This is a genomic window from Sphingobacterium sp. UBA7038, assembly GCF_002494055.1.
Classification (GTDB): Bacteria; Bacteroidota; Bacteroidia; order Sphingobacteriales; family Sphingobacteriaceae; genus Sphingobacterium; species Sphingobacterium multivorum.
The window spans coordinates 268,834-290,547 of record NZ_DLAV01000015.1 but is presented as its reverse complement, the minus strand read 5'-3'; the positions used below and the strand labels follow the sequence as shown (position 1 = coordinate 290,547).

Below are 21,714 nucleotides of genomic sequence, written 5' to 3'. Positions count from 1 at the left end.
GTAGCATACAACATTTTGTATGCTACTGATTATTATTGACGACATTTCAGCATATGACAATCAAAAAATTACTTTTTGGAACTGCATTCGTTTTAGGTGCAGCAGGGACTACTCAAGCGCAATATACGAAAGATGTACTTTTATTTTCCCAAGGGGACAATGGTGGAACAGCTCGTTTTAAAGCCATGGGAAACGCTTCTACCGCATTAGGTGGAGATATTAGTTCGATTACGAGTAACCCCGCCGGCTTGGGCTACTTCAATCAGTCTGACGTATCGGTAACAGCCAGATACCTTAACAATAAAAATAAAACCGACTATTTTGGCCAAAATTCAAATAGCAGTAAGAATAATTTCAACTTGGATAATGCTGGAATTGTTTTTCACTTGCCAACTTATCGCAACGGAGGCAACTTAGATAAAGGCTGGTTAAATTTCAATGTCGGTATTGCTTATAATCGCAATTATGTCTATAATAATCTGCTAGAATATCGAGGAGTAAATAACACAAGTTCGATCTCTGACGCTTATTCTGACCAGCTATCGTCACCTGGCGGTATGAATGGCTGGGGCCAGGAAGTTTATAATAACTCTTTATTATTTGATAAAGAAACAGGCAATAACGGAAGATATTTCCCTATTACTGACTTTGATAATTTTAATGGAAAGGATGGCTTTGATCAGGTAAATTCTATTTTGGAAAAAGGCAGTAAATCCGAATCTGTATTATCTTTTGGTGCAAACTATAGCAACAAATTATATTTGGGGGCAGCTTTAGGATTTACAGCCTATAGTTATGACAATTCAAGTTGGTATACTGAATATGGAAGAACATTGAACGCCGAAAATTTGGCAAAACGTAATCCAGGTTCTGAATATTTAGATCCAAAAAACGTCGAAAAAAATAAAATTCTTGGCAAGGATTATGAGTTATTTGATGACTATATACAAGTAACTGATGGTACAGGTGTAGATTTCAAACTAGGGGTAATCTATAAGTTCACACCTACTTTCAGTATGGGCTTTACAGCCAAGTCGCCAACATTTATGAGTATTCGGGATGAAACTTATAGCAATTCGGAATTCCGCTATTTTAATCGGGATGAAGATAAATCTTTCAAGGAATACAGAACCAGTGATGACGCAGGACATAGTTACCTGGAATACAATATGAATACACCCTATAAATTGTCTGTAGGTGCTAGTCAAGTTTTTTCAAGAGGATTAATAACCGCAGATGTTGAATGGGTAGATTATGCCGCCATGCGTTTTAAAGATGTTGGCAACTACAGTAAAAGTTTAGAAAAGAACATGAACCAAAACATTAAAGATACTTACCAAGGTGCATTTAATGCGCGAATCGGTGGTGAAGTTTTATTTGATAATGTATTAAGTGGTCGAGCTGGTTTCAATTATAGTGGCAATCCTTATAAAGATGTAGATTATACCAACTATACGGCTTCTTTAGGTATTGGTGCGAAACTCGGTCGGGGAATGTATATTGATTTGACAGGAGCTTATAATGCCATAAAATATGAAGAAAGACCTTACCTTATAGATGAACAGTACTTTGGCAATACAAGTCCAATAGCCAATATAAAAAATCAACGAACCAATGTGGTATTGACAATTGGCTCTAAATTTTAAGAGATCCTTTTCTCAGAAAAAACGTCCAGCTTGTCTGGACGTTTTTCATTAATCACCATCCCAGCAACCATAATTTAAAAGCTTTTAGTAAATTTGCCCTCTTGGTTGAAAATTACATGGCGAATCACACAATTTCAAAAGCATTCAATTTCATTTTTACATACCCGATTTGGCGGATCGAAATCGATGCGGAGAATAAATTGATTGCGGTAGAGACAAGAAATCCAGATGATACCCTGCCCTATTTTAATGTGATTACTTTTGAAGGAACTTACGTTTTACGGGACTTCAAGGCAATTGCCAAAGAATGGGTATTAGGCGGAATCCAATGTAAAAAATTGATACTAAAGAAGATTGCGCATAATTCACCAATTGATGCAGGCATACAACTAATCAATTGTTACAATCCACAACAACAAGAAACCTGGTTCAACTATACTTTTATCAATATGGTTGACCAAGGACTACTTATTAGACCCAAAGTAATAGCAGAGGGATTACAACTATTTTTGAATCTCCAAACGATGTTGATTGAAAGCAAAAATGAGAATTCCATTAAACCTTATGCCAGTGCGCTCGTCTATCCTATCATCTACAATGGTGAAATACCCCTTTTTTTGAAGGACTTCCCAATTGATGGCGAGATCTGGATTAATAGGGTAAATGACCACTTTATTTGGGTTTTCTATGAAAAAGACAAAGATAATTGTTATCAAATCAGGTTAGTGCAATCCACAAAAGAAAAAATAACAGCAACTACTCTTGCAGTTTCCAAACTAGGACTAAAGTTCTTCAACATCTATTTTCTTATTCACGAACAAATATTCCTTTTGACAGATAATAAACGGGAGTTTGTTTCGTATTTAGTATAATTGCAAAATATATGAAAGTTTTATTCGAATTAAAGACATATAAAAAGATAGCTATTCTATCCATCGCGATATTAGCTATTCAACAAGTTGAAGCAAAAAACTCAACTTCTTTACGCGCTGATTTTATCCCTGATTCAGTAGGAACAGAAGCAATCAATGGTGAAGAATACGTGCTGTTCAAAATTGAAAAAGGAGATAATTATTACCAGTTAAGTAAAAAGTATAAAACGACGGTAGGCCAATTGACCCAAATAAACGGTAATGGAACATTAAGCCTGGGTCAAATTGTTAAGATTCCAACAGGTCGTAAAGCGAAATCAACAGTAAACAATGACCGTGGAAATATGACAGTGCAAAATCCGCGTAATCCGCAGCAGCAAGAAGGTTTCACGGAATATATCGTTGGTGAGAAAGAGACACTTTATGCCATATCTAAAAGGTTCAGTATTTCTGTTGAAGACATCAAAAAAGCAAATAACTTAAAAAATAATGTTATTGGCGGTGGAATGAAACTCATGATCCCCAATCAGCCCCTGCCTCCTGAACGACCAAAATTAGTTGAACCTAAAGGAATCGAAATTGTAAGCCCCGATTCTACTGACGGTGATGATAAAGAAGAAAATCAAATTTCAACAAACCGCTACGGAATACGTGAAAAGTCCGAACGTGGTATTGGCGTCTGGATTGATGGGCTATCATCTCAAGGTACAAGCAACCTCGCTCTTCATAAGTCAGCTCCAGTAGGTACTATTTTAAAAATTACTAACCCAATGACCAAAAGTGTGACTTATGCAAAAGTGGTTGGTAAATTTAATGATAATGCCGAAAACCAAAATGCAATTGTCGTGTTGTCAAAATCTGCCGCCGCGAGCATAGGCGCACTTGATAAACGCTTCCAGGTTGAAATTGCGTATGGATTACCTCTAGAAAATTAACAGAATAAGATAGCTTTTATAGCATAGTAAGAATGAATAACAAACCGTATGTCATAGGAATTGCCGGAAGTAGTGGTTCTGGGAAGACTTTTTTTTTAAATAGCTTTTTAAAACATTTTAACCCACATGAGGTGACCTTAATTTCCCAAGATGATTATTACATCCCTGCCAATACTAAAACTCAGGAGGAAAACAGGCTCTATAACTTCGATATTCCGACATCAATCGACAGAGATGCTTTTTATAAAGATATCAAGGCTCTCTTTAACGGTGAGACAATATATAAGGAAGAGTATACATTTAACAACCCTTCATTAACACCCAAAATATTAGAGATTAAACCGGCACCTATTTTAATTATTGAAGGTCTATTCATTTTCTATTATACAGAGATAAATAATTTAATCAATCATAAGATATTTTTAAGCGCTGATCAGGATATCGCGTTAAGACGACGCTTACACCGTGATCTGGTTGAACGGGGATACTTTGAAGATGATGTCATGTACAAATGGGTAAACCATGTTCTACCCTCCTACAACGAGTACCTACTGCCGTATCAGGACACTTGCGATCAGGTCATATTTAACAATACCGATGAACCAGAGCCAATCTGGGAAATCACCAACCAAATTTCTGAAGAGCTAAAATTAAAGCTCAATTTGGTATAAAATTAAAACAATCTAGAAAGGAGAATCTCGTAAACAGATTCTCCTTTCTATTTAAAGTACTTGATTTATTGATATCAAGATTTTAAATACCTATCTTTGCGCCACGAAACAAATCCATCATAATGAACCATCCTGTAAAGATTAAAAATGCATTGGTTTCAGTCTATTATAAAGACGGCCTCGCTCCTTTAGTTGAATTATTAAACAAATACGGTGTTACCTTCTATTCCACTGGTGGAACAGAAACATTTATCAAAGATTTAGGTATAGATGTTGTTCCAGTTGAAGACCTCACCAGCTACCCTTCTATTTTAGGAGGCCGTGTAAAAACATTGCATCCAAAAGTATTTGGCGGTATCTTGGCGCGCCGCCCGCTTGAGTCGGATCAACAACAGCTTGCTCAGTATGAAATACCTGAGATCGATTTGGTTATTGTGGATTTGTATCCTTTTGAAGAAACTGTTGCTTCCGGTGCATCGGAACAAGATATTATCGAGAAAATAGATATCGGTGGAATTTCATTGATACGCGCTGCCGCTAAAAACTTTAACGATGTGGTTATTATCTCTTCCAAAAATGATTACAAAGAATTGGAAGAAATACTAGCAAACCAAGAAGGTAATACGTCGTTGGAACAACGTAAAGAATTTGCTAAACGTGCATTCAATACATCCTCGCATTACGATACGGCAATCTTCAACTATTTCAATCAAGAAAATCCGCTTCAGGTTTTTAAACAATCTGAGCAAAAAGCGCAGGTGTTGCGCTATGGTGAAAACCCGCACCAAAAAGGTATTTTCTTCGGCGACTTAGATAAGATGTTTGACAAATTGAACGGTAAAGAGCTATCTTACAACAATTTGGTTGACGTTGATGCTGCCGTTGCTTTGATTGATGAGTTCACAGAGCCTACATTCGCGATCTTAAAACACACAAATGCTTGTGGAGTTGCCTCACGGTCAACAATCAAACAAGCTTGGTTAGATGCTTTAGCATGTGATCCTGTTTCAGCTTTCGGTGGAGTCTTAATAACGAATGGTCAAGTTGATGCTGCAACAGCTGAAGAGATTAATAAATTATTCTTCGAAGTGTTGATTGCACCTTCTTATTCTGAAGAAGCGATCAATATACTTACCGCAAAGAAAAACAGAATTATTTTGGTTCGTAAAGAGGTTACATTACCTGGCCAACAGTTCAAAACTTTATTGAATGGCGTCATTCTTCAAGATAAAGACAATACGATTGAAGGACCTGAACAAATGGTTACGGTAACACAAGTAGAGCCAACTGCAGAACAACTGGAGGATCTTTATTTTGCGAACAAAATTGTAAAACACACCAAGTCAAATACAATCGTATTTGCTAAAAATGGTACTTTGTTTGCTTCAGGCGTAGGGCAAACGTCTCGAGTAGATGCATTGAAACAAGCTATTGAGAAGGCAATTTCTTTCGGTTTTGACCTTAAAGGCTGTGCAATGGCATCTGATGCCTTCTTCCCTTTCCCTGATTGTGTGGAGATTGCTTCGGAAGCTGGAATAGCAACCGTGTTACAACCTGGTGGTTCAATTAAAGATCAATTATCAATTGATATGGCCAATGAAAAAGGAATTTCCATGGTGACAACAGGTGTTAGACACTTTAAGCACTAATTGAACTTCAATAATAAATAAAAAAAGCTACTTTAGAAAAGTAGCTTTTTTTATTTATCTCGTTTCGACAGGAAACTTTGAACGCTTGTACTGTTCCATCTCAGCGCTGAGTTTGCGAATCGCATAACCCACAATGGCCACATCATCGATCCACCCGCCCACGAGAATAAAATCGGGAATTGCATCAATTGGCGAAACCACATAAAGTATCGTTCCAATAATAATCGATAAATTCCATTTGTCCATTTTATACTTCCCCGTAATGGTGTCCTTACACATCGCAATTAATACGTTGAAGTCGTCCATATAGCCTCCTAGATTCCTCGCTTTTGCCTCCGCCTGTACAAATTCAGATTCCGTAATTTTACGATGCCTAAACTGCTCAAACATTCCCTTCGCAATTCTTTTGATTCTATTGTTCATACTTCAAAATTAGGATTACTAGTTTAACAATCCAAATCCTCGCGCTAAACCAAACACGAACCAGAATCAGAATGCGCAGCGGACATAACCAAATCCCTCCCCTCACACCGACTAAATTTTGCCTAGAAACCCTTATTGATCCGCTGTCGGTCCAACCAACTACTCTATATATTCATTTACAACGGTCATCGGAATAAAAAACGAGGTCTGAATATGGATTTTTATTATTTTTACAAATCGCTGTAGCAAAGTGTCAGTCATCTCCGTATAATAGACAACACAAGCGCAATGTGAGTCACAAAAACAAATTTTAATATTACACGGTTATGAAAAACTATAGATTATTTAATTTTATTGCTATTGCTTTAGCGGCATTCTTTTTAACAAGCTGTCTAAAAGATAACGATGACCAGCCAATTCCTGCCGCATTGCTTACCATGGTTAATGGATACACGGATGCCAATGCAGTTATATATTTTGCAGACGGCGGCCCGCTTCAAAACCCTAATTATCCATTGGGATTCAAGAGTTATGCTCAAATTGGGCTATTTACAGGAGCACGTAGAATTGCAGTCTCCGCTGAATATAACACGAAATTAACGGATACAACTGTAACAATCAAAGATAGCACCATCTATACATCCTTTTTATTTGGAACTAAAGCCAAACCCGTACAGGTGATCACAACAGATCGAATCAATAAAGACATCAAAAATACAGAGTCTGGTTTACGCTTCTTTAATCTTGCTGAAGGTACAGATTTAGTTACCCTGAAAATAGGCGATCAGGCTTCCCCCTCAGAATGGACCAATAGAGCACAAGAAACACAAAATTCAGCAAGTGCCCATCAGGGATTTATTGCTCAAAAGAGTGGCACATTCACTGTCACCGCTCGTGATAAAGCCGGAAAAACTATCGCAACACGTAGCGACATTAAATTGGTTGAAGGTTATTATTATTCATTAATACTCATAGGCAAGGCTAATGATGAAAAGAAACCTTTATATATTGGTCTAGTAGCCCAAGCCGCAAATTAAAATACCCATATCTATATACTATATAACAACGGCCGTCATGTAAACATGATGGCCGTTGTTTCTCATTTTATATCATATCGTAGATCTTAATGATTCTCTTTAGGTGCTACTTTAGTAATCACATAAATATCTTCATTATCTTTTTTCATCTTATACTTCTCACGTGCAATACGTTGTACTTCCTGCGGATTTGATCGAATATCGTTTATTGTTTTAATGATAGCCGCATTTTCCTTAAGGTAGAAGGAGCGTTCACTTTCCAAATTCGCTTTCTGCTTTTGATAACTATACTGCGTGGCAAAGTCATTTCGATCAAAAAACAACATCCACACGAGAAAAGCCAAAGCGGCTAACAAATACTTATTTCTTATTAAGGACCACAATCGTTGCATAAGACAAAATTACTATTTACCTTTTATACTTCGGATATTTTCTTCAAAACTTGAACATCTTTAATTAAAGATATGGAATAATATGCTCGAATTCATCATATACCTAGAATAATCTTATCTTTAACAGTTCAAAAACGATCATTTGAATGAAATATCCATGGTTAAGACTAAACGCAGTTTTAACGAAAAAAAGATATCTCATAAGATCATAAAGAATAAAATCATTGACATATGAAATACTATCTTATTGCAGGTGAAACTTCAGGAGACTTACATGGTGCCAATCTTATTAAAGCATTAAAAATTGAAGACCCCGATGCGACTTTCCAAATCGTAGGGGGCAATCTCATGCAAGCAGAGGCGGGAAAAAAAGCGCTGATACATACTTCAGAAATGGCCTTTATGGGCTTTATAGAGGTTTTAAAAAATCTGCCCAAGATATCTAGGAATCTCAAACTTGTTAAAAATGATCTATTGAAAGAAAAACCGGATACCGTCATTCTTATAGATTTCCCTGGCTTCAATTTGAAAATTGCTGATTTTGCAAAAAAAAATGGCATCAAAACATGTTATTATATTTCCCCTAAAGTGTGGGCCTGGAATCAAGGCCGCGTAAAGAAAATCAAACGGATTGTCGGCCATATGTTTTGTATTCTGCCTTTTGAGGTAGATTTTTATAAAAAGTGGCGCATGCCCGTTGATTACGTTGGAAACCCGCTGTTGGATGCGATTTCAGCCTATCAATTCAACCCAAAGTTCAGGGAGCAGCATGGATTTTCAGAAAAACCCTTGATCGCCCTTTTACCCGGAAGCCGCGAAATGGAAATTGCCAACCTCCTTCCCATCATGGCCGAACTTCCATTTTTCTTTCCTGGACATCAATTTGTCATTGCCGGTGCGCCTAATTTTGATGAAGCCTACTACAAGCAATTTTTTAAAGGTATTGATATTCCCGTAATCTTCAATCAAACCTACGACATTCTCCATAACGCAGAAGCCGCAGTCGTAACGAGTGGAACGGCTACACTCGAAACAGGTATCTTGAAAGTACCTCAGGTTGTCGTTTATAAAGCTAACCCAATATCGGTATGGATTGCCAAATTAGTCATCAAGGTTAAATTTATCTCACTAGTCAATCTAATTAACAATTTCTTATCAGTACGGGAATTGATTCAAGACGAATGCACGGCATACGATATCTCCTATGAAGTAGGTGAACTTATCAATAACAAAGCTCACCGTGCAAGTGTGATGGAAAACTATGATATTTTAGCCGAAAAGCTAGGTTCTCCTGGCGCATCAGAGAAAACTGCCAAATTAATTGTAAAATATCTCGCTAAATTTTAAACTCTTTTACCTTTTATTTGTCAAACTACTAGTTAGTTACAATTAATTAAAAGTTTTATGAAATTTAAATTTATTCTAGGCTTTTTTCTTTGCTTTGCAATGACCTTCACTGGGAAAGCACAAGAAACACAACATATTTCTAAACTGGAAATTGGCAAAAAAGCGAAAAAAAATATCGATAATAGAGACTCTACTGTTGTCATGCACATCGATACCTTAATCATGAAAGACAATTCTACCCTTTCGTTCTATGGTAAGAAAAATGTCAAGCTAACAATTGGTTATGCTGAAATTGGAAATAAAGCAACCATCTATGGAACAGATGGAAAGAATAATGGTGCAAATTTTGACATCAATGCTAATTTTCAAAAATTAGGTTCTCTTTATATCATTGCAAAGGGAGATGACGCTTTTAATGGCACCAAAACTTTTCCGAATGGTAACGGAGGAAAAATTAAAGTCAATTTAACAACTGGTAGCCTTAAACCTCAGACAACAAATAAAAAAGCGCCTAATTATATTTATGGAGATGTTGCAGCAGGTGGGCGGGCTGTCAATGCAAACACGGACTTGAGAAACATCTATGATCGGATTAAAACCGCTCCCACCGGATTGAGAGGCTTGCCTCAAGGGCAAATTTATTCGGGCAGTGCCGGAACTGAAGGTACATTTGAACTAATTTCAACACAATAACAAAATTCCTTAATCCATAAAAAAGGCGTATTATTCTCTAATACGCCTTTTTTAATGGGCTCATTATTATCTACAGCCTCTTCTTTTAAGCTCATAGGCCAACACCAACCGTGTCATCCGATCGTATCGTGCTATGCCTTCCTGTTGATTGTTGTGCTTGAGGTATTGATTATAAAACAATCCCATCACATCGTCGACCCAACCTGTGTATTGACTCCAAAACTGCTTTTCTTTTTCCACGTCTTTCCATACTTTCACGCTTAATCTTCCCTTGTAATCTTTTCCTAAATCAGGATACATAACCTGCAGTTCACGTAACATATACAGTGTGGTCTGTAGATAAGCCGAATATCGGTAAAAGATCTGTGGATGTCGCTGTAAGCGAGCAAAAGCGATAAAATTCGCCTCGTCTTCAAAACCAATTCCCTGTTGATGCGCAAGTTCATGCACTGTAGTAAAAGGTAAAAAGGTTACCGGCATGGCTTTATTAACATGTGCTTCATGAGTGAACGGATTAAAATAACCTGAGACACCAAAAAAAGAAACTATCCTGCTATTTATGGGTGATTTTGCCCTAATTTGACCTCTTGACAGGAAATCTGCAAAAGCCGTATCCTGTTGTACCCATGTATTCAAATCCCTTTGAATAGTTTCTTTATGCTCTTCCCATTCGGATGGATTCACATGTTCCCGCAGATTATTTGTACTGTCCAAAAACCCATTCAAAACCACGAGATAATCCGCTAACTTTAAGCTATCAACTTTCAAATTGGCATTTATACTGATTGGTTCACGATAGTAATTCATACCCCATGATAGGTAAAAGAAAAAATAGAGACCTAATACCAAATTGATCATAGTCAAAACCGAACGAAAAGAACTTTTCCATCTTCCTTTCCATAAATTTCCGATTAATTTAGCAATTGAATAGAGTAGAAATGCAACGACTAGGACATAAAATAGATCACCTAAACTAAAGGGAACATACCCAAAAATAAATCTTGGCACATGACTATAGGAACGGTAAAACCCGCGTGCATAAAACGCCTCAATCCATTGGCTATGTTGCTCAACCAAGGAGAAAATAAAAATTCCAATCAGAAGTAATACTACCGTGAAAACAGCTATTTTATCGCGTTTCTCCATTCAAATAAGCTATAAAACGATTAACTTTCGTTCTCAAAATAGACCTTGTAATAATTCATGCCTTTATCCTCATCGTACCCCTTCTCAAGATATTCACGTTTGCCATGAACATAGATATGAAAATTCTTATCCAGCTTTAAAACAGACTTATAAGAAGATTCCATTTTTTTCACCGCTTTATCTGCTATTTCAAAACTTGCCTGAAATGGGGAGTCAAATTCGTCTTCAAAACCAGCTTTAAAGTCCTGAAATAAAGCAATAGCCTGCGGATTGCCCAGTACTTCCTCCTCAAATTCTTCTTGGACAAAAGTTTCTTTTTCCTTAAAGTAATTCATGGATTTGTTCATCAAATCAATTTTGTCCGCTTTCTCCAGTTCAAATGTCTCATCTAGTTTTTCCTGAACAAAGTTCTTATAGACTTTTAGATAATTCCCTGTTTGATTGAAGTTATCGTTACGCACGCGCAGCTGTAGAAACTCATCTTTCCAGTATACTGCCTCCTGTTGACGGTTTGTCTGATCGAGAACCAGCACCTTATAACCTTCTTCTTCTTCTACATTGATAATAATACAGCCTTTGTCCAGTTTATTGATATTGATCGCCTCCTGCTCATATTCCAACATAAAAGCACCTTGCTCCGGATATACTTTCAAATAAGTCTCTTTATTCTCCGATTTGAATATACCAATGGCATCATGTTCTTCCCCTTCGATCTGTACATTCTTTAAGGCAACTACGTACACCTCCCCAGCTTTAATTTTTGGATGGCTGGATACCTCATAAAGGTGTTTTGAAATTTGTTGGGAAAAATCGTGAAATGGAAGCTGCTCCTTAAAATACTGTCTTGCAAAATAGAAAATCTCATTCAGTTCCAGCTCTCCATTCGGATGATATAAGCGATATACCTCATTCACCTTTGCAAAAGGACTCATAAAATACTGCATCAATAGTCCAGGCAACACTTCATCTCCTTCAAGAGATACCGGGGCATCCGACAAAATATAAAATTCATCTTGCGCTTTATTGCCTACACGATGAATGGATAACGCTTCAAAAGTTGCATCTTGGTGAAAAAACATATTTCTTATCTTATAAATTATATAAATCTATTGCTATTCTAAAAGTCTGGCAATGTGCATTGACAATATCTTTAATTTCAGGAGAATAACCTCCCCCCATACTTACCTGAATAGGGATATGGTGTTTATGGCACATATGAAAGACCAATTCATCTCTTCGACGGCAGGTACTGCTGCTTAAATTCAATTTCCCCAGCTTATCTGTTTGTAAAATATCTACTCCAGCCTGATAGAAAACGAAATCAGGCTCAAATTTCCGGAACACATCAACCAAATTTTCTTCCAATAAAGTGAGATATTCCGCATCAGTAACCTGATCTTCCAAGCCGATATCCAAATGGGAACGCTGTTTGACAAAGGGATAGTTTTTCTCGCCATGCATTGAAAAGGTAAACACCTGATTATGTCCTTCAAAAATATGCGCAGTACCATTTCCTTGGTGTACATCCAGATCAATAATAAGGATACGACCTGCATAGTTATGCTTCAACAGGTACCCGGCGGCAGTCGCTTGATCGTTCATCAGGCAAAAGCCTTCACCAAAATCATAACCGGCATGATGTGTCCCCCCTGCAATGGTAAAAGCAACACCATACTCAAGTGCATATGCGGCGCTTCGGATCGTCCCATCTAAGATATATCGCTCCCGATCAACAAGGCTTTGACTTAATGGAAAACCTATTCTACGGATCATTTTCGAATCCAAAGTAAGCTCAAACAACTGCTTTACATACACTGGATCATGGACCAAACAGCATGTCTCAAAGCTTGCTAGTTCAGGACTGAAAAAACTTGACTCATCTGCCAGCCCTTCATGTTTTAACTGTAAAGGAATCAACTCGTATTTCAGCATCGGAAATCGATGCCCCTCTTTGACGGGATGGACAAATTCTTGACGAAAAGCTATCTTAAGCACCTTAAAATCTTCTATTACTCATGCGAAGATAAGAAAAAGATCTTTTGGAGTTGTAGGAGAAAAAGGGCATCTTTGAGAAGGAACAAACTGCAAGCCAATGTTACGTTGCATAACAGCATACTTGTATTCAATCATAAATTTATATTCTTCAAGATAAATGGAAACAACTCATTTGCCCCAATTGTCTGCCATGGAACAACGTGTACTAGGCTCACTAATCGAAAAATCAAAAGTAACCCCAGAATATTATCCAATGACAATCAACAGCTTACAAGCTGCTTGTAATCAAAAGACTTCCCGCAAACCGGTTGTACAATATACAGAAGAAGATATTATCGCTACATTGGATATATTAAAGAAAAAGGGCTTAATCTCGACAGTTGTTGGCGGAGGATCTCGCGTAACAAAGTATAAACACAATTTTGCCATACAATTTCCACTGGTTCCTTCCGAATTAACCATTGTTTGCTTATTACTACTCAGAGGACCAATGACCGCCGGGGAAATTAATTCAAACTCTGGAAGACTTTATGAATTTGAATCATTGGGCGAAATCAATGAACAATTGGAAAAATTGGCACAAGAAGGCTACTTGAAGTCCCTGCCTAAACAAATAGGGCATAAAGAAGTTCGCTATATTCATTTATTAGGAGATATCAACCTGGAAGCGTATGAAAATAGCGTTCCTGCAGGCAGCTCCTCGAACGACCAGACCTTACTCGAACGAATTGGACAATTGGAACAGGAAGTTGCAGCATTGAAACAGAAATTTCAGGATCTCTGGGATGAATTACATTAGTCGCTCATGTCGCAAACAATAGATTCCGAAAACGAAATATCCAAAGCAACCTTGTGGCTGATGACCATCGCCACAGGCTTGGTTGTCGCCAATAATTATTACAATCAACCACTATTGGACCTGATTGCCAAAGACCTACATATTGACGAGGCCATGGTCAGTAATTCGGCCATGTTAACGCAGATCGGATATGCCTTTGGCCTGTTACTGATCGTCCCCTTAGGGGATATGTTTAAGCGAAAAAAAATGATCTTGATCGATTTCTTTTTCATTATTTTTTCTTTAGTCGGTATGGCCATGTCCACTTCTATCCTATCGATCCTGCTATTCAGCTTTCTGATAGGTTTCACCTCCGTTATTCCGCAGGTTTTTGTGCCCATGGCCGCTGAGCTTGCGAGCAAAGAAAAGCAGGCTTCAGCGATCGGAATGGTCATGTCGGGCCTGCTGTTCGGTATATTACTATCTAGAGTTGTAAGCGGGTTTGTCGGCTCCTATTTCGGATGGCGCGAAATGTACTGGATAGCCTCAGCAATTATGGTCATTACAGCCATCGCCATAGCAATCAAGCTACCAGAGGTGCTGCCTAATTTTAAAGGTTCTTACCAGGAATTGATGCGATCAGTCTGGAACTTTGCCAGAAAACAACCTGTATTACAGTTGGCTGCATTTCGCGGAGCCATGGGATTTGGGGCTTTTTCCGCTTTTTTTACAACGCTTGTTTTCCATCTTTCGGCCCCACCTTTTTTTGATGGCCCCGCAACTGCAGGAGCCTTTGGTCTCGTAGGTGCCTGTGGTGCGCTTGCCGCTGCTTTTGTCAATAAACTAACCATTTATATAGGCAAAGCAAAAATCATCTTATATGCGATCTTATTGATGTTATTCAGCTGGTTATTATTTACCCTCTTTGGCTATACCTATTGGGGTCTCATTCTTGGTGTTATTCTCATTGATCTTGGTCTACAGTCGATGCACATCCTAAATCAAAGCGATTTCTATGCGCTGAACCTCGGGGCCAACAACCGACTAAACACCGTATATATGGTCAGTTATTTTATTGGCGGATCAACAGGCACTTTTTTTGCTGCACAAGCATGGCAACACTTCCAATGGCCCGGTGTTATTGTCGTAGGCACATGTTATACGGTATTGGCACTGTTGGCTCATCTATTATTTGATTATAAATTAAGAAAAAACTAATATGAAATTCGGCCAAGTTGAACATCCGGAGGAAATCGATTTTACCCTTCCTCCTACTCCACCGGAAACCTTAACCCTATTACAGCATTTCAAAAACGATCAATCTTTTGAGGTATTTGTAGGCTGTGCAAAATGGAATAAACAAGATTTAAAAGGCTTTTACCCCAGAGGTACAAAAGACGAACTTGCTTATTACTCCACGCAATTTAACAGCATTGAACTCAATGCCACATTCTACAATTCGCCCGGCATAGACCAGGTAGAAACCTGGAAAAAGAAAACACCTTCCAACTTCAAGTTCTTCCCAAAAATCCCACAATCCATCAGCCATTTTAGCAGATTATTAAATACGGGTGATAAAGTGAAGTTGTTTACGGATTCCATTGTTCATTTCGATGAGAAACTGGGAATGGCCTTTTTACAGATGCACGACAATTATAGTCCAAAGGATATGGCCCGTCTAAAACTATTTCTTCATGACTGGCCAAAAGAAGTCCCTCTAGCCTTAGAGGTACGAAATAAAGATTGGTTTTCCAAACCCGAAGTAACAAAAGAACTCTATGCGCTGCTGGAGGAAACCAACGTGACCAACGTACTGGTCGATACCGCAGGCCGTAGAGACATGCTCCATATGCGCTTAACCACACCGACTGCTTTTATACGGTATGTAGGTGCCAACCACGCGTCAGATTACGATCGCCTAGATCAATGGATCGATGTGCTGAAACTATGGCGCGAAAACGGGTTGCAAAAACTGTATTTCTTTATCCACCAGAATATTGAGATAGAATCGCCATTACTGGCAACACATTTTATCAAAAAACTGAATACAACATTCGACTTGGATCTAACCTATCCCAACAAAAACACAGGAAATACATTATTCTAAGACATGATATCAGTTCCGGTGCTAAAGCCAACTATAGAAAAAATCATTCAGCATATTTTGCCCACAAAAAAAGCCGAAGTAGAAAATACTTCGGCTTTTTATATAAAAAATAAGCTTTCGCTTATTTTTTAGCGTATTTAAAGTTTTTACCGATGAAACGTGCATTACCACCCAATTCCTCCTCAATGCGTAACAATTGGTTGTATTTAGCCATACGATCAGAACGTGAAGCAGAACCAGTTTTAATCTGACCGCAGTTCAGTGCTACAGCTAAGTCAGCGATAGTCGCATCTTCAGTCTCGCCCGAACGGTGTGACATCACAGAAGTGTAACCAGAATTTTGAGCTAAAGTAACCGCATTGATTGTTTCAGTCAATGAACCAATTTGGTTTACTTTCACTAAAATTGAGTTTGCTGTATGAGTATCGATTCCTTGTTGAAGACGTTTTGTATTGGTAACAAAAAGATCATCACCTACTAATTGAACATGGTCACCGATTTTGTCAGTCAATGTTTTCCAACCAGCCCAATCATCTTCAGCCATACCATCTTCTATAGAAATAATAGGGTATTTAGCTGTTAATTCAGCCAAATAGCTTGCTTGCTCTTCGCTAGAACGCACAGCTCCTTTATCACCTTCAAATTTAGTATAATCGTATTTACCATCTTTGTAGAACTCAGAAGAAGCACAATCCAACGCTAAACAAACATCTTGACCAGGTTTGTAACCGGCAATTTCAATCGCTTTCAAAACTGTTTCGATAGCATCCTCAGTACCTTCAAAAGTTGGCGCGAAACCACCTTCATCACCTACTGCAGTTGAAAGACCTCTGTCATGTAAGATTTTTTTCAACGTATGGAAAACCTCAGTACCCCAACGCAAAGCCTCAGAGAATGAAGGCGCACCCACAGGCATGATCATAAATTCCTGAAATGCGATAGGTGCATCAGAGTGCGAACCACCATTGATGATATTCATCATAGGAATAGGTAACGTGTTCGCATTTACACCACCGATATAACGGTATAATGGTTGACGTGACTCTTGTGCAGCAGCTTTCGCTACAGCTAAAGAAACTCCTAAAATAGCATTTGCGCCTAAGTTTCCTTTATTTTCGCTACCGTCTAAATCAATCATGATTTTATCGATGGCATTTTGCTCGAAAACATCTACACCTTCTAGCGCTTTTGCAATTTTAGTGTTTACATTCTCAACAGCTTTCAAAACACCTTTTCCTAGATATTTTGACTTGTCACCATCACGTAATTCTATTGCTTCGTGAATACCAGTTGAAGCACCTGAAGGAACAGCTGCACGACCAACAAAACCATTTTGTGTAGTAACATCTACCTCAATTGTAGGGTTACCGCGCGAATCCAAAATTTGACGCGCATGAACATCGATAATTAAACTCATCTCTTTATTAGACTATAATTTATTTTCATTACTTAGTGTAGATAAGACACACTCTTATCTACAGACATTTTTCACAATCAAATATAATAAAAAATGTATTTATTCCCCTATTTATTATGAAATAAAATATGCTCCATCGGCATAACTGTTCAACTAAAAACAATAAAAAACCCTTCAAAATCTGAAGGGTTTTTTATAGAATATTGTGCGATTTAGTTTTTGATCATTGCTACAAAATCATCAAACAAATAGCGCGAGTCATGCGGACCCGGTGATGATTCTGGGTGATATTGCACCGAAAATGCTTTCTGTCCTTTGATACGGATACCTTCAATAGACTGATCATTCAAATTAACATGTGTAATTTCGACGTTCTCAGAATTTTGGATATCTTCAGCCACAACTCCAAAACCGTGGTTCTGCGACGTAATTTCACAGCGGTTGGCGATAATGTTCTTCACGGGGTGGTTGATACCACGGTGTCCATTATGCAACTTGCTTGTGCGGATGCCATTTGCCAATGCTAAAATCTGGTGACCTAAGCAAATACCAAACATCGGTTTATTTGCGTTTAAAATAGCTTTTACAGTCTCGATAGCATAATCCATCGGTGCTGGATCGCCAGGACCATTGGAAATGAAATAACCATCCGGATTCCACTGCTCCATTTCTTCAAATGTTGTCTTCGCAGGAAAAACCTTTGTATATACATCACGAGCCTCAAAATTGCGCAAGATATTTTTCTTGATTCCCAAATCCAAAACTGCAACACGCAACGAAGCATTTTCTTTACCGAAGAAATAAGGCTCAGCTGTCGTTACTTTCGAAGACAATTCCAGACCATCCATTGAAGGAACCTCCGCCAATTGACGTTTTAATTCTTCAACATCCAATGTTTCTGAAGAAATAATCGCATTCATCGCCCCCTTATCACGAATATGTCGCACTAATGAACGGGTATCCACATCAGAAATACCAACTAAATTTCCTTCCTCAAAGTAGCTTTGGATCGATTCATCAGCCATTTTGCGGCTGTAGTTGATGTTATAGTTTTTACAAACTAATCCAGCAATCTGAATTTGATTTGATTCGGTATCATCCGCATCAATACCATAGTTACCAATATGCGCATTGGTCGTTACCATGATTTGTCCAAAATAAGATGGATCTGTAAAAATCTCTTGATAACCAGTTGTTCCTGTATTAAAACAGATCTCCCCAGTAGTCGTACCAATTTTACCAGCGGCTTTACCGTGATAAACTGTACCATCTTCTAAAACTAAAATTGCAGGCAATTTGCTGTAGTTGGTCATTATCGATGTAATATTATAAAAATGTGTATCCTTACTTTTATGAATTTTAAAGCCTTCTTGACTGGATATAAAAAAAGCCCTCAAATGGGCTAAATATCAATTAACAATGCATCATTACGATTGACAAACCGTTTCCTAAGGCACCTACCAGTAAAGACTCTACTTTAATTTTCACGGGAGACAAAGTTACGACATATCACTTATAAAGTGAAAACATTTTTTATTTTTTTATCCTTCCATTGATTGGACTTCCCGAAACCGAATAAAGTCCCTCAAAATCAGCACAGTCAATAATGGGACAAGCATATAAATCAGCGGGTTTTCTAACCAAGCTTCTTGCCATTCCATCCGCAGCAAGGCGATAAAGGCTCTTGTTAACCCACAACCGGGACAATCAGAACCACTGATACTCTTCCAAAGACAGGGAATAAGGATATGGATATCTGTAAAAAGATACAAGCCAATGGCAATCCCGAAATACCCTAGCACCAACGAATATATCCAATGACATTTAAGGTATTTCAGGACGAGCGAAATCATTAATTATTGTTAATTGGACTCTTGATATAATTACCGTTGGCATCTTTATATTTTCCGACAATAATCATAATCAAATCGATTAGATACCAGATACCACATCCCCCCAAGGTAAGCAGCTGAATAACAGCAGTACCAATTTGCCCCAAGTAGAATCGATGCGCTCCAAAAGGGCCGAGAAAAAAACAAAATAACAGTGCTGGTAACCACCTGTCATCCTGAAAGGTGTTGTTTTGCTGTTGAAAAGGTTGGTTAGCATAAAAAATAGGCTGTCTCACACCACAAAATGGGCACACCTCCGCCTTGATATTGATTAACTTACCGCACTCTACACAATACTTTTCGTCTTCTGTTTTCATTTAGATTTAGTTTGGCGATGGAACTGAAAAACAGTCGTCCATCAGGGATTAAATAATAGGTTGAAATTAATAAAAAAACTTAAAAAACATACATTTTTTGGAGCACTATGCTGTGCGCTAGTTCATCTTCCCGTTAAAATGACCTATTACTACAGAACAGCGATCTTTTTGCTTCGTAATCGCAGCTTTTTTCTTTTAATTTTTAGTTGCAGAAAATTAGAAATACGGAGGAATCAAATTCGTCTTTTTAACAGTGCTTGTTCAGTGTTCGTTCAGTGCTTGTTCAGTGTTTGCTCAGTGAAGACTGAATAAACAGTGAATAAATACTGACTAAAAACTGATTGAAAATTGGGATTAGGGATAAGTTGGTGGCTGAATGAGTCAGTTGTAATGCGTTTCTTAAATCAGCCAGTTGCCGTTACCACTAAAACTGGGGGCAATGAAAGTTTAAGGATAGAAATTCGTAATTAACATAAACAGAAAAGGCGCCCNNGGGCGCCTTTTCTGTTTATGTATTTAAACTTAAGAGTTAATTGCTTTCCAGATCATATCTTTCAATGGCAATATATTTTTACCGGTCACCGACGAAATGAAAATATAGGGTACATTTTCCGGCAGCTCCAGCTCCATTTCCTTCTCCAGCTCATCATCGAGCATATCAGACTTGGTAATAGCCAGCAATTTAGGTTTATCTGCCAACTCGGGATTATATGCAGTCAGTTCATTCAATAGAATGGCGTACTCCTCCCGGATTGTCCGATCTGTATCGGCCGGCACCATAAACAACAAAACAGAATTTCGTTCGATATGCCGCAAGAAACGATACCCTAATCCCTTTCCTTCCGAAGCCCCTTCGATAATACCCGGAATATCGGCCATAACAAAAGAACGGTTATCCCGGTAGCTTACCATACCCAAATTAGGCACCAGTGTTGTAAAGGGGTAATTCGCGATTTCTGGTTTCGCAGCAGAGACCACGGACAACAACGTTGATTTACCTGCATTCGGGAATCCCACCAATCCAACATCAGCAAGAACCTTCAATTCGAGAATCATCCACTGCTCTTTCCCCGGAAGACCAGGTTGCGAAAACCGTGGTGTCTGTTGTGTCGGCGACTTAAAATGCCAATTGCCCAGCCCGCCTTTTCCACCCGGAACCAATATTCTGGTTTCACCGTCTTCTGTGATATCGAACAATACCTCTCCCGTCTCCGCATCCTTTGCAATCGTACCCAGTGGCACTTCCAAGATCTCATCACGTCCGGTTGCCCCGGTACGCAAAGAACTACCGCCAGACTCACCGTTTGACGCGATAATATGTTTACGATATTTTAAATGGAGTAACGTCCAGAGATTAGTCGTTCCTTTCAGTATAATATGTCCGCCACGACCGCCGTCACCACCATCGGGTCCACCAGTAGCGGTGTGCTTGTCACGGTGCAAATGAGCCGAACCTGCCCCACCATGTCCAGAACGACAACACACTTTCACATAATCAACAAAATTCGAACCTTGCGCCATTACAATTTATTACAGTCTAGAAAATACTTATCTTAATTAATAATTATCGATGATATCAGTCAAACTTTTAAAGATAGAATCGATATCGCCGATACCATTCACTTTAGAAAGCTTGCCTTGTGCCTCGTAATACGGCAACACATGAATCGTCTTTGTGAAATATTCATCGATACGCTTCACCAATTTATCCGCATCATCATCCGCACGACCAGAAATTTCCTTACGTTTAGCGATGCGTGCTTTTAATTCATCCTCATTCACATCCAGTGCGATTACGACCGAGATTGATGTATTGATACCTTCTAAAAAAGCATCCAATGCTTCAGCTTGAGCAACAGTACGAGGAAATCCATCAAAAATAAATCCTTTTGCATCCGGATTTTTCTTTACTTCCTCTTCCAGCATTGCTATCGTAATCGAATCTGGCACTAAATTTCCCTCAGCAATAATCTGGCTCACTTGTTGACCAAGTGGCGTTTGACCTTTAATGTGTGCTCTAAAAATATCACCAGTTGAAACATGAACCAATTGATATTTTTCAATAAGCTTTGCAGATTGGGTTCCCTTACCTGCACCCGGAGGGCCAAATATTACAAGGTTTAGCATAGTTTTATTTAAGAAATTAAAACGAGTTAAAAAATAAAAGCCTAATCACAGATGATGACTAGGCTTTTCAGTTGTGCGCTCCAAGGGAGTCGAACCCCTAACCTTCTGATCCGTAGTCAGATGCTCTATCCAATTGAGCTAGGAGCGCAATAAACCATTACGTTTAGAACTCTGTCCCATGTGTTTTGGTGACGCAAATATAGTCAGAATTCGTTTTTTTACAAATTTTTTTTCAAAAAGAAGTTCCCTTTACCATCGACAGCTTTGCAA

At 38.4% G+C, this 21,714-nt stretch carries 22 protein-coding genes and 1 tRNA gene; 11 read left to right on the top strand and 12 right to left on the bottom strand.

Annotated elements, in window-relative coordinates:
• Positions 1–53: 53 nt before the first annotated feature.
• From B3H30_RS10310 to purH, 5 genes are all read left to right on the top strand, one after another.
• Positions 54–1,646, top strand: a complete 1,593-nt coding sequence (locus B3H30_RS10310; protein WP_070567778.1) for an OmpP1/FadL family transporter — start codon at positions 54–56, stop codon at positions 1,644–1,646.
• A gap of 116 nt (positions 1,647–1,762) precedes the next feature.
• Positions 1,763–2,518 carry a hypothetical protein gene (locus B3H30_RS10305; protein ID WP_070567781.1) on the top strand — a complete coding sequence of 252 codons (756 nt, stop codon included), beginning with the start codon at positions 1,763–1,765 and terminating at the stop codon, positions 2,516–2,518.
• 11 nt (positions 2,519–2,529) lie between these two features.
• Positions 2,530–3,453: a LysM peptidoglycan-binding domain-containing protein gene (locus B3H30_RS10300; protein WP_070567783.1), complete on the top strand. Its 924-nt coding sequence runs from the start codon at positions 2,530–2,532 to the stop codon at positions 3,451–3,453.
• Between the two features lie 32 nt (positions 3,454–3,485).
• Positions 3,486–4,124, top strand: a complete 639-nt coding sequence (locus tag B3H30_RS10295; RefSeq protein WP_046675464.1) for a uridine kinase family protein — start codon at positions 3,486–3,488, stop codon at positions 4,122–4,124.
• A gap of 122 nt (positions 4,125–4,246) precedes the next feature.
• The gene (gene purH / locus B3H30_RS10290; RefSeq protein ID WP_070567785.1) at positions 4,247–5,773 is read left to right on the top strand and encodes a bifunctional phosphoribosylaminoimidazolecarboxamide formyltransferase/IMP cyclohydrolase; all 1,527 of its coding nucleotides are present in this window, start codon (positions 4,247–4,249) and stop codon (positions 5,771–5,773) included.
• A 54-nt stretch (positions 5,774–5,827) separates the two neighbouring features.
• Here purH and B3H30_RS10285 read toward each other — a convergent pair whose 3' ends face one another.
• Positions 5,828–6,196, bottom strand: coding sequence for a YkvA family protein (locus B3H30_RS10285; protein WP_053003880.1), 369 nt, complete (start codon positions 6,194–6,196; stop codon positions 5,828–5,830).
• Between the two features lie 326 nt (positions 6,197–6,522).
• On the opposite strand from B3H30_RS10285, the gene B3H30_RS10280 reads away from it, so the two are divergent.
• Positions 6,523–7,233 carry a DUF4397 domain-containing protein gene (locus tag B3H30_RS10280; RefSeq protein WP_070567787.1) on the top strand — a complete coding sequence of 237 codons (711 nt, stop codon included), beginning with the start codon at positions 6,523–6,525 and terminating at the stop codon, positions 7,231–7,233.
• A gap of 86 nt (positions 7,234–7,319) precedes the next feature.
• Here the strand turns inward: B3H30_RS10280 and B3H30_RS10275 are convergent, their stop codons facing one another.
• The gene (locus B3H30_RS10275; protein ID WP_070567789.1) at positions 7,320–7,625 is read right to left on the bottom strand and encodes an FtsB family cell division protein; all 306 of its coding nucleotides are present in this window, start codon (positions 7,623–7,625) and stop codon (positions 7,320–7,322) included.
• 231 nt (positions 7,626–7,856) lie between these two features.
• On the opposite strand from B3H30_RS10275, the gene lpxB reads away from it, so the two are divergent.
• Entirely contained in the window at positions 7,857–8,972 is a 1,116-nt protein-coding gene (gene lpxB / locus B3H30_RS10270; protein ID WP_070567791.1) for a lipid-A-disaccharide synthase, read from the top strand.
• 57 nt (positions 8,973–9,029) lie between these two features.
• Entirely contained in the window at positions 9,030–9,665 is a 636-nt protein-coding gene (locus tag B3H30_RS10265) for a hypothetical protein (RefSeq protein ID WP_046675459.1), read from the top strand.
• Between the two features lie 66 nt (positions 9,666–9,731).
• On the opposite strand, the gene B3H30_RS10260 is transcribed toward B3H30_RS10265, so the two are convergent.
• From B3H30_RS10260 to B3H30_RS10250, 3 genes are read right to left on the bottom strand one after another with little or no spacing between them, the layout of a single operon-like run.
• Positions 9,732–10,811, bottom strand: coding sequence for a DUF3810 domain-containing protein (locus tag B3H30_RS10260; protein ID WP_070567793.1), 1,080 nt, complete (start codon positions 10,809–10,811; stop codon positions 9,732–9,734).
• A 20-nt stretch (positions 10,812–10,831) separates the two neighbouring features.
• The gene (locus tag B3H30_RS10255; RefSeq protein WP_070567795.1) at positions 10,832–11,890 is read right to left on the bottom strand and encodes a nucleoid-associated protein; all 1,059 of its coding nucleotides are present in this window, start codon (positions 11,888–11,890) and stop codon (positions 10,832–10,834) included.
• Positions 11,891–11,900: 10 nt separating this feature from the next.
• Positions 11,901–12,806, bottom strand: a complete 906-nt coding sequence (locus B3H30_RS10250; RefSeq protein WP_070567797.1) for a histone deacetylase family protein — start codon at positions 12,804–12,806, stop codon at positions 11,901–11,903.
• Positions 12,807–12,963: 157 nt separating this feature from the next.
• On the opposite strand from B3H30_RS10250, the gene B3H30_RS10245 reads away from it, so the two are divergent.
• The 3 genes from B3H30_RS10245 to B3H30_RS10235 are packed head-to-tail and all read left to right on the top strand — an operon-like array spanning position 12,964 to position 15,691.
• Positions 12,964–13,605 carry a YceH family protein gene (locus B3H30_RS10245; RefSeq protein ID WP_070567799.1) on the top strand — a complete coding sequence of 214 codons (642 nt, stop codon included), beginning with the start codon at positions 12,964–12,966 and terminating at the stop codon, positions 13,603–13,605.
• Positions 13,606–13,611: 6 nt separating this feature from the next.
• Entirely contained in the window at positions 13,612–14,802 is a 1,191-nt protein-coding gene (locus B3H30_RS10240) for an MFS transporter (RefSeq protein WP_070567801.1), read from the top strand.
• A 1-nt stretch (position 14,803) separates the two neighbouring features.
• Positions 14,804–15,691: a DUF72 domain-containing protein gene (locus B3H30_RS10235; RefSeq protein ID WP_070567803.1), complete on the top strand. Its 888-nt coding sequence runs from the start codon at positions 14,804–14,806 to the stop codon at positions 15,689–15,691.
• Between the two features lie 121 nt (positions 15,692–15,812).
• On the opposite strand, the gene eno is transcribed toward B3H30_RS10235, so the two are convergent.
• From eno to B3H30_RS10200, 7 genes are all read right to left on the bottom strand, one after another.
• Positions 15,813–17,108, bottom strand: coding sequence for a phosphopyruvate hydratase (gene eno, locus B3H30_RS10230; RefSeq protein WP_070567805.1), 1,296 nt, complete (start codon positions 17,106–17,108; stop codon positions 15,813–15,815).
• A 212-nt stretch (positions 17,109–17,320) separates the two neighbouring features.
• On the bottom strand, positions 17,321–18,421 hold the full coding sequence (gene carA, locus B3H30_RS10225) for a glutamine-hydrolyzing carbamoyl-phosphate synthase small subunit (protein WP_070567807.1): 1,101 nt from the start codon (positions 18,419–18,421) through the stop codon (positions 17,321–17,323).
• A 228-nt stretch (positions 18,422–18,649) separates the two neighbouring features.
• Complete coding sequence (locus tag B3H30_RS10220) at positions 18,650–18,961, bottom strand: DUF2752 domain-containing protein (protein ID WP_115050671.1); 312 nt, start codon at positions 18,959–18,961, stop codon at positions 18,650–18,652.
• The gene (locus B3H30_RS10215; protein WP_046675450.1) at positions 18,961–19,317 is read right to left on the bottom strand and encodes a TM2 domain-containing protein; all 357 of its coding nucleotides are present in this window, start codon (positions 19,315–19,317) and stop codon (positions 18,961–18,963) included. Before B3H30_RS10215 ends, B3H30_RS10220 begins: the two co-directional genes overlap by 1 nt.
• Positions 19,318–19,839: 522 nt before the next feature.
• Complete coding sequence (gene obgE / locus B3H30_RS10210) at positions 19,840–20,838, bottom strand: GTPase ObgE (protein WP_070567811.1); 999 nt, start codon at positions 20,836–20,838, stop codon at positions 19,840–19,842.
• A gap of 36 nt (positions 20,839–20,874) precedes the next feature.
• Positions 20,875–21,444 (bottom strand): adenylate kinase, encoded by a 570-nt coding sequence (locus B3H30_RS10205; protein ID WP_046675448.1) that lies wholly within the window; start codon positions 21,442–21,444, stop codon positions 20,875–20,877.
• A gap of 74 nt (positions 21,445–21,518) precedes the next feature.
• A tRNA-Arg gene (locus B3H30_RS10200) sits at positions 21,519–21,592 on the bottom strand.
• Positions 21,593–21,714: the final 122 nt, after the last annotated feature.

Excerpts from the sequence above, each read along its gene's own strand:
- B3H30_RS10295 (WP_046675464.1), top strand. The coding sequence starts at position 3,486 with ATGAATAACAAACCGTATGTCATAGGAATTGCCGGAAGTAGTGGTTCT.
- B3H30_RS10310 (WP_070567778.1), top strand. The coding sequence starts at position 54 with ATGACAATCAAAAAATTACTTTTTGGAACTGCATTCGTTTTAGGTGCA.
- B3H30_RS10255 (WP_070567795.1), bottom strand. The coding sequence starts at position 11,890 with ATGTTTTTTCACCAAGATGCAACTTTTGAAGCGTTATCCATTCATCGT.
- B3H30_RS10305 (WP_070567781.1), top strand. The coding sequence starts at position 1,763 with ATGGCGAATCACACAATTTCAAAAGCATTCAATTTCATTTTTACATAC.
- B3H30_RS10285 (WP_053003880.1), bottom strand. The coding sequence starts at position 6,196 with ATGAACAATAGAATCAAAAGAATTGCGAAGGGAATGTTTGAGCAGTTT.
- B3H30_RS10300 (WP_070567783.1), top strand. The coding sequence starts at position 2,530 with ATGAAAGTTTTATTCGAATTAAAGACATATAAAAAGATAGCTATTCTA.
- B3H30_RS10235 (WP_070567803.1), top strand. The coding sequence starts at position 14,804 with ATGAAATTCGGCCAAGTTGAACATCCGGAGGAAATCGATTTTACCCTT.
- B3H30_RS10215 (WP_046675450.1), bottom strand. The coding sequence starts at position 19,317 with ATGAAAACAGAAGACGAAAAGTATTGTGTAGAGTGCGGTAAGTTAATC.
- B3H30_RS10280 (WP_070567787.1), top strand. The coding sequence starts at position 6,523 with ATGAAAAACTATAGATTATTTAATTTTATTGCTATTGCTTTAGCGGCA.
- obgE (WP_070567811.1), bottom strand. The coding sequence starts at position 20,838 with ATGGCGCAAGGTTCGAATTTTGTTGATTATGTGAAAGTGTGTTGTCGT.
- B3H30_RS10205 (WP_046675448.1), bottom strand. The coding sequence starts at position 21,444 with ATGCTAAACCTTGTAATATTTGGCCCTCCGGGTGCAGGTAAGGGAACC.
- purH (WP_070567785.1), top strand. The coding sequence starts at position 4,247 with ATGAACCATCCTGTAAAGATTAAAAATGCATTGGTTTCAGTCTATTAT.
- B3H30_RS10220 (WP_115050671.1), bottom strand. The coding sequence starts at position 18,961 with ATGATTTCGCTCGTCCTGAAATACCTTAAATGTCATTGGATATATTCG.
- B3H30_RS10260 (WP_070567793.1), bottom strand. The coding sequence starts at position 10,811 with ATGGAGAAACGCGATAAAATAGCTGTTTTCACGGTAGTATTACTTCTG.
- carA (WP_070567807.1), bottom strand. The coding sequence starts at position 18,421 with ATGACCAACTACAGCAAATTGCCTGCAATTTTAGTTTTAGAAGATGGT.
- lpxB (WP_070567791.1), top strand. The coding sequence starts at position 7,857 with ATGAAATACTATCTTATTGCAGGTGAAACTTCAGGAGACTTACATGGT.
- B3H30_RS10240 (WP_070567801.1), top strand. The coding sequence starts at position 13,612 with ATGTCGCAAACAATAGATTCCGAAAACGAAATATCCAAAGCAACCTTG.
- B3H30_RS10245 (WP_070567799.1), top strand. The coding sequence starts at position 12,964 with ATGGAAACAACTCATTTGCCCCAATTGTCTGCCATGGAACAACGTGTA.
- eno (WP_070567805.1), bottom strand. The coding sequence starts at position 17,108 with ATGAGTTTAATTATCGATGTTCATGCGCGTCAAATTTTGGATTCGCGC.
- B3H30_RS10265 (WP_046675459.1), top strand. The coding sequence starts at position 9,030 with ATGAAATTTAAATTTATTCTAGGCTTTTTTCTTTGCTTTGCAATGACC.
- B3H30_RS10275 (WP_070567789.1), bottom strand. The coding sequence starts at position 7,625 with ATGCAACGATTGTGGTCCTTAATAAGAAATAAGTATTTGTTAGCCGCT.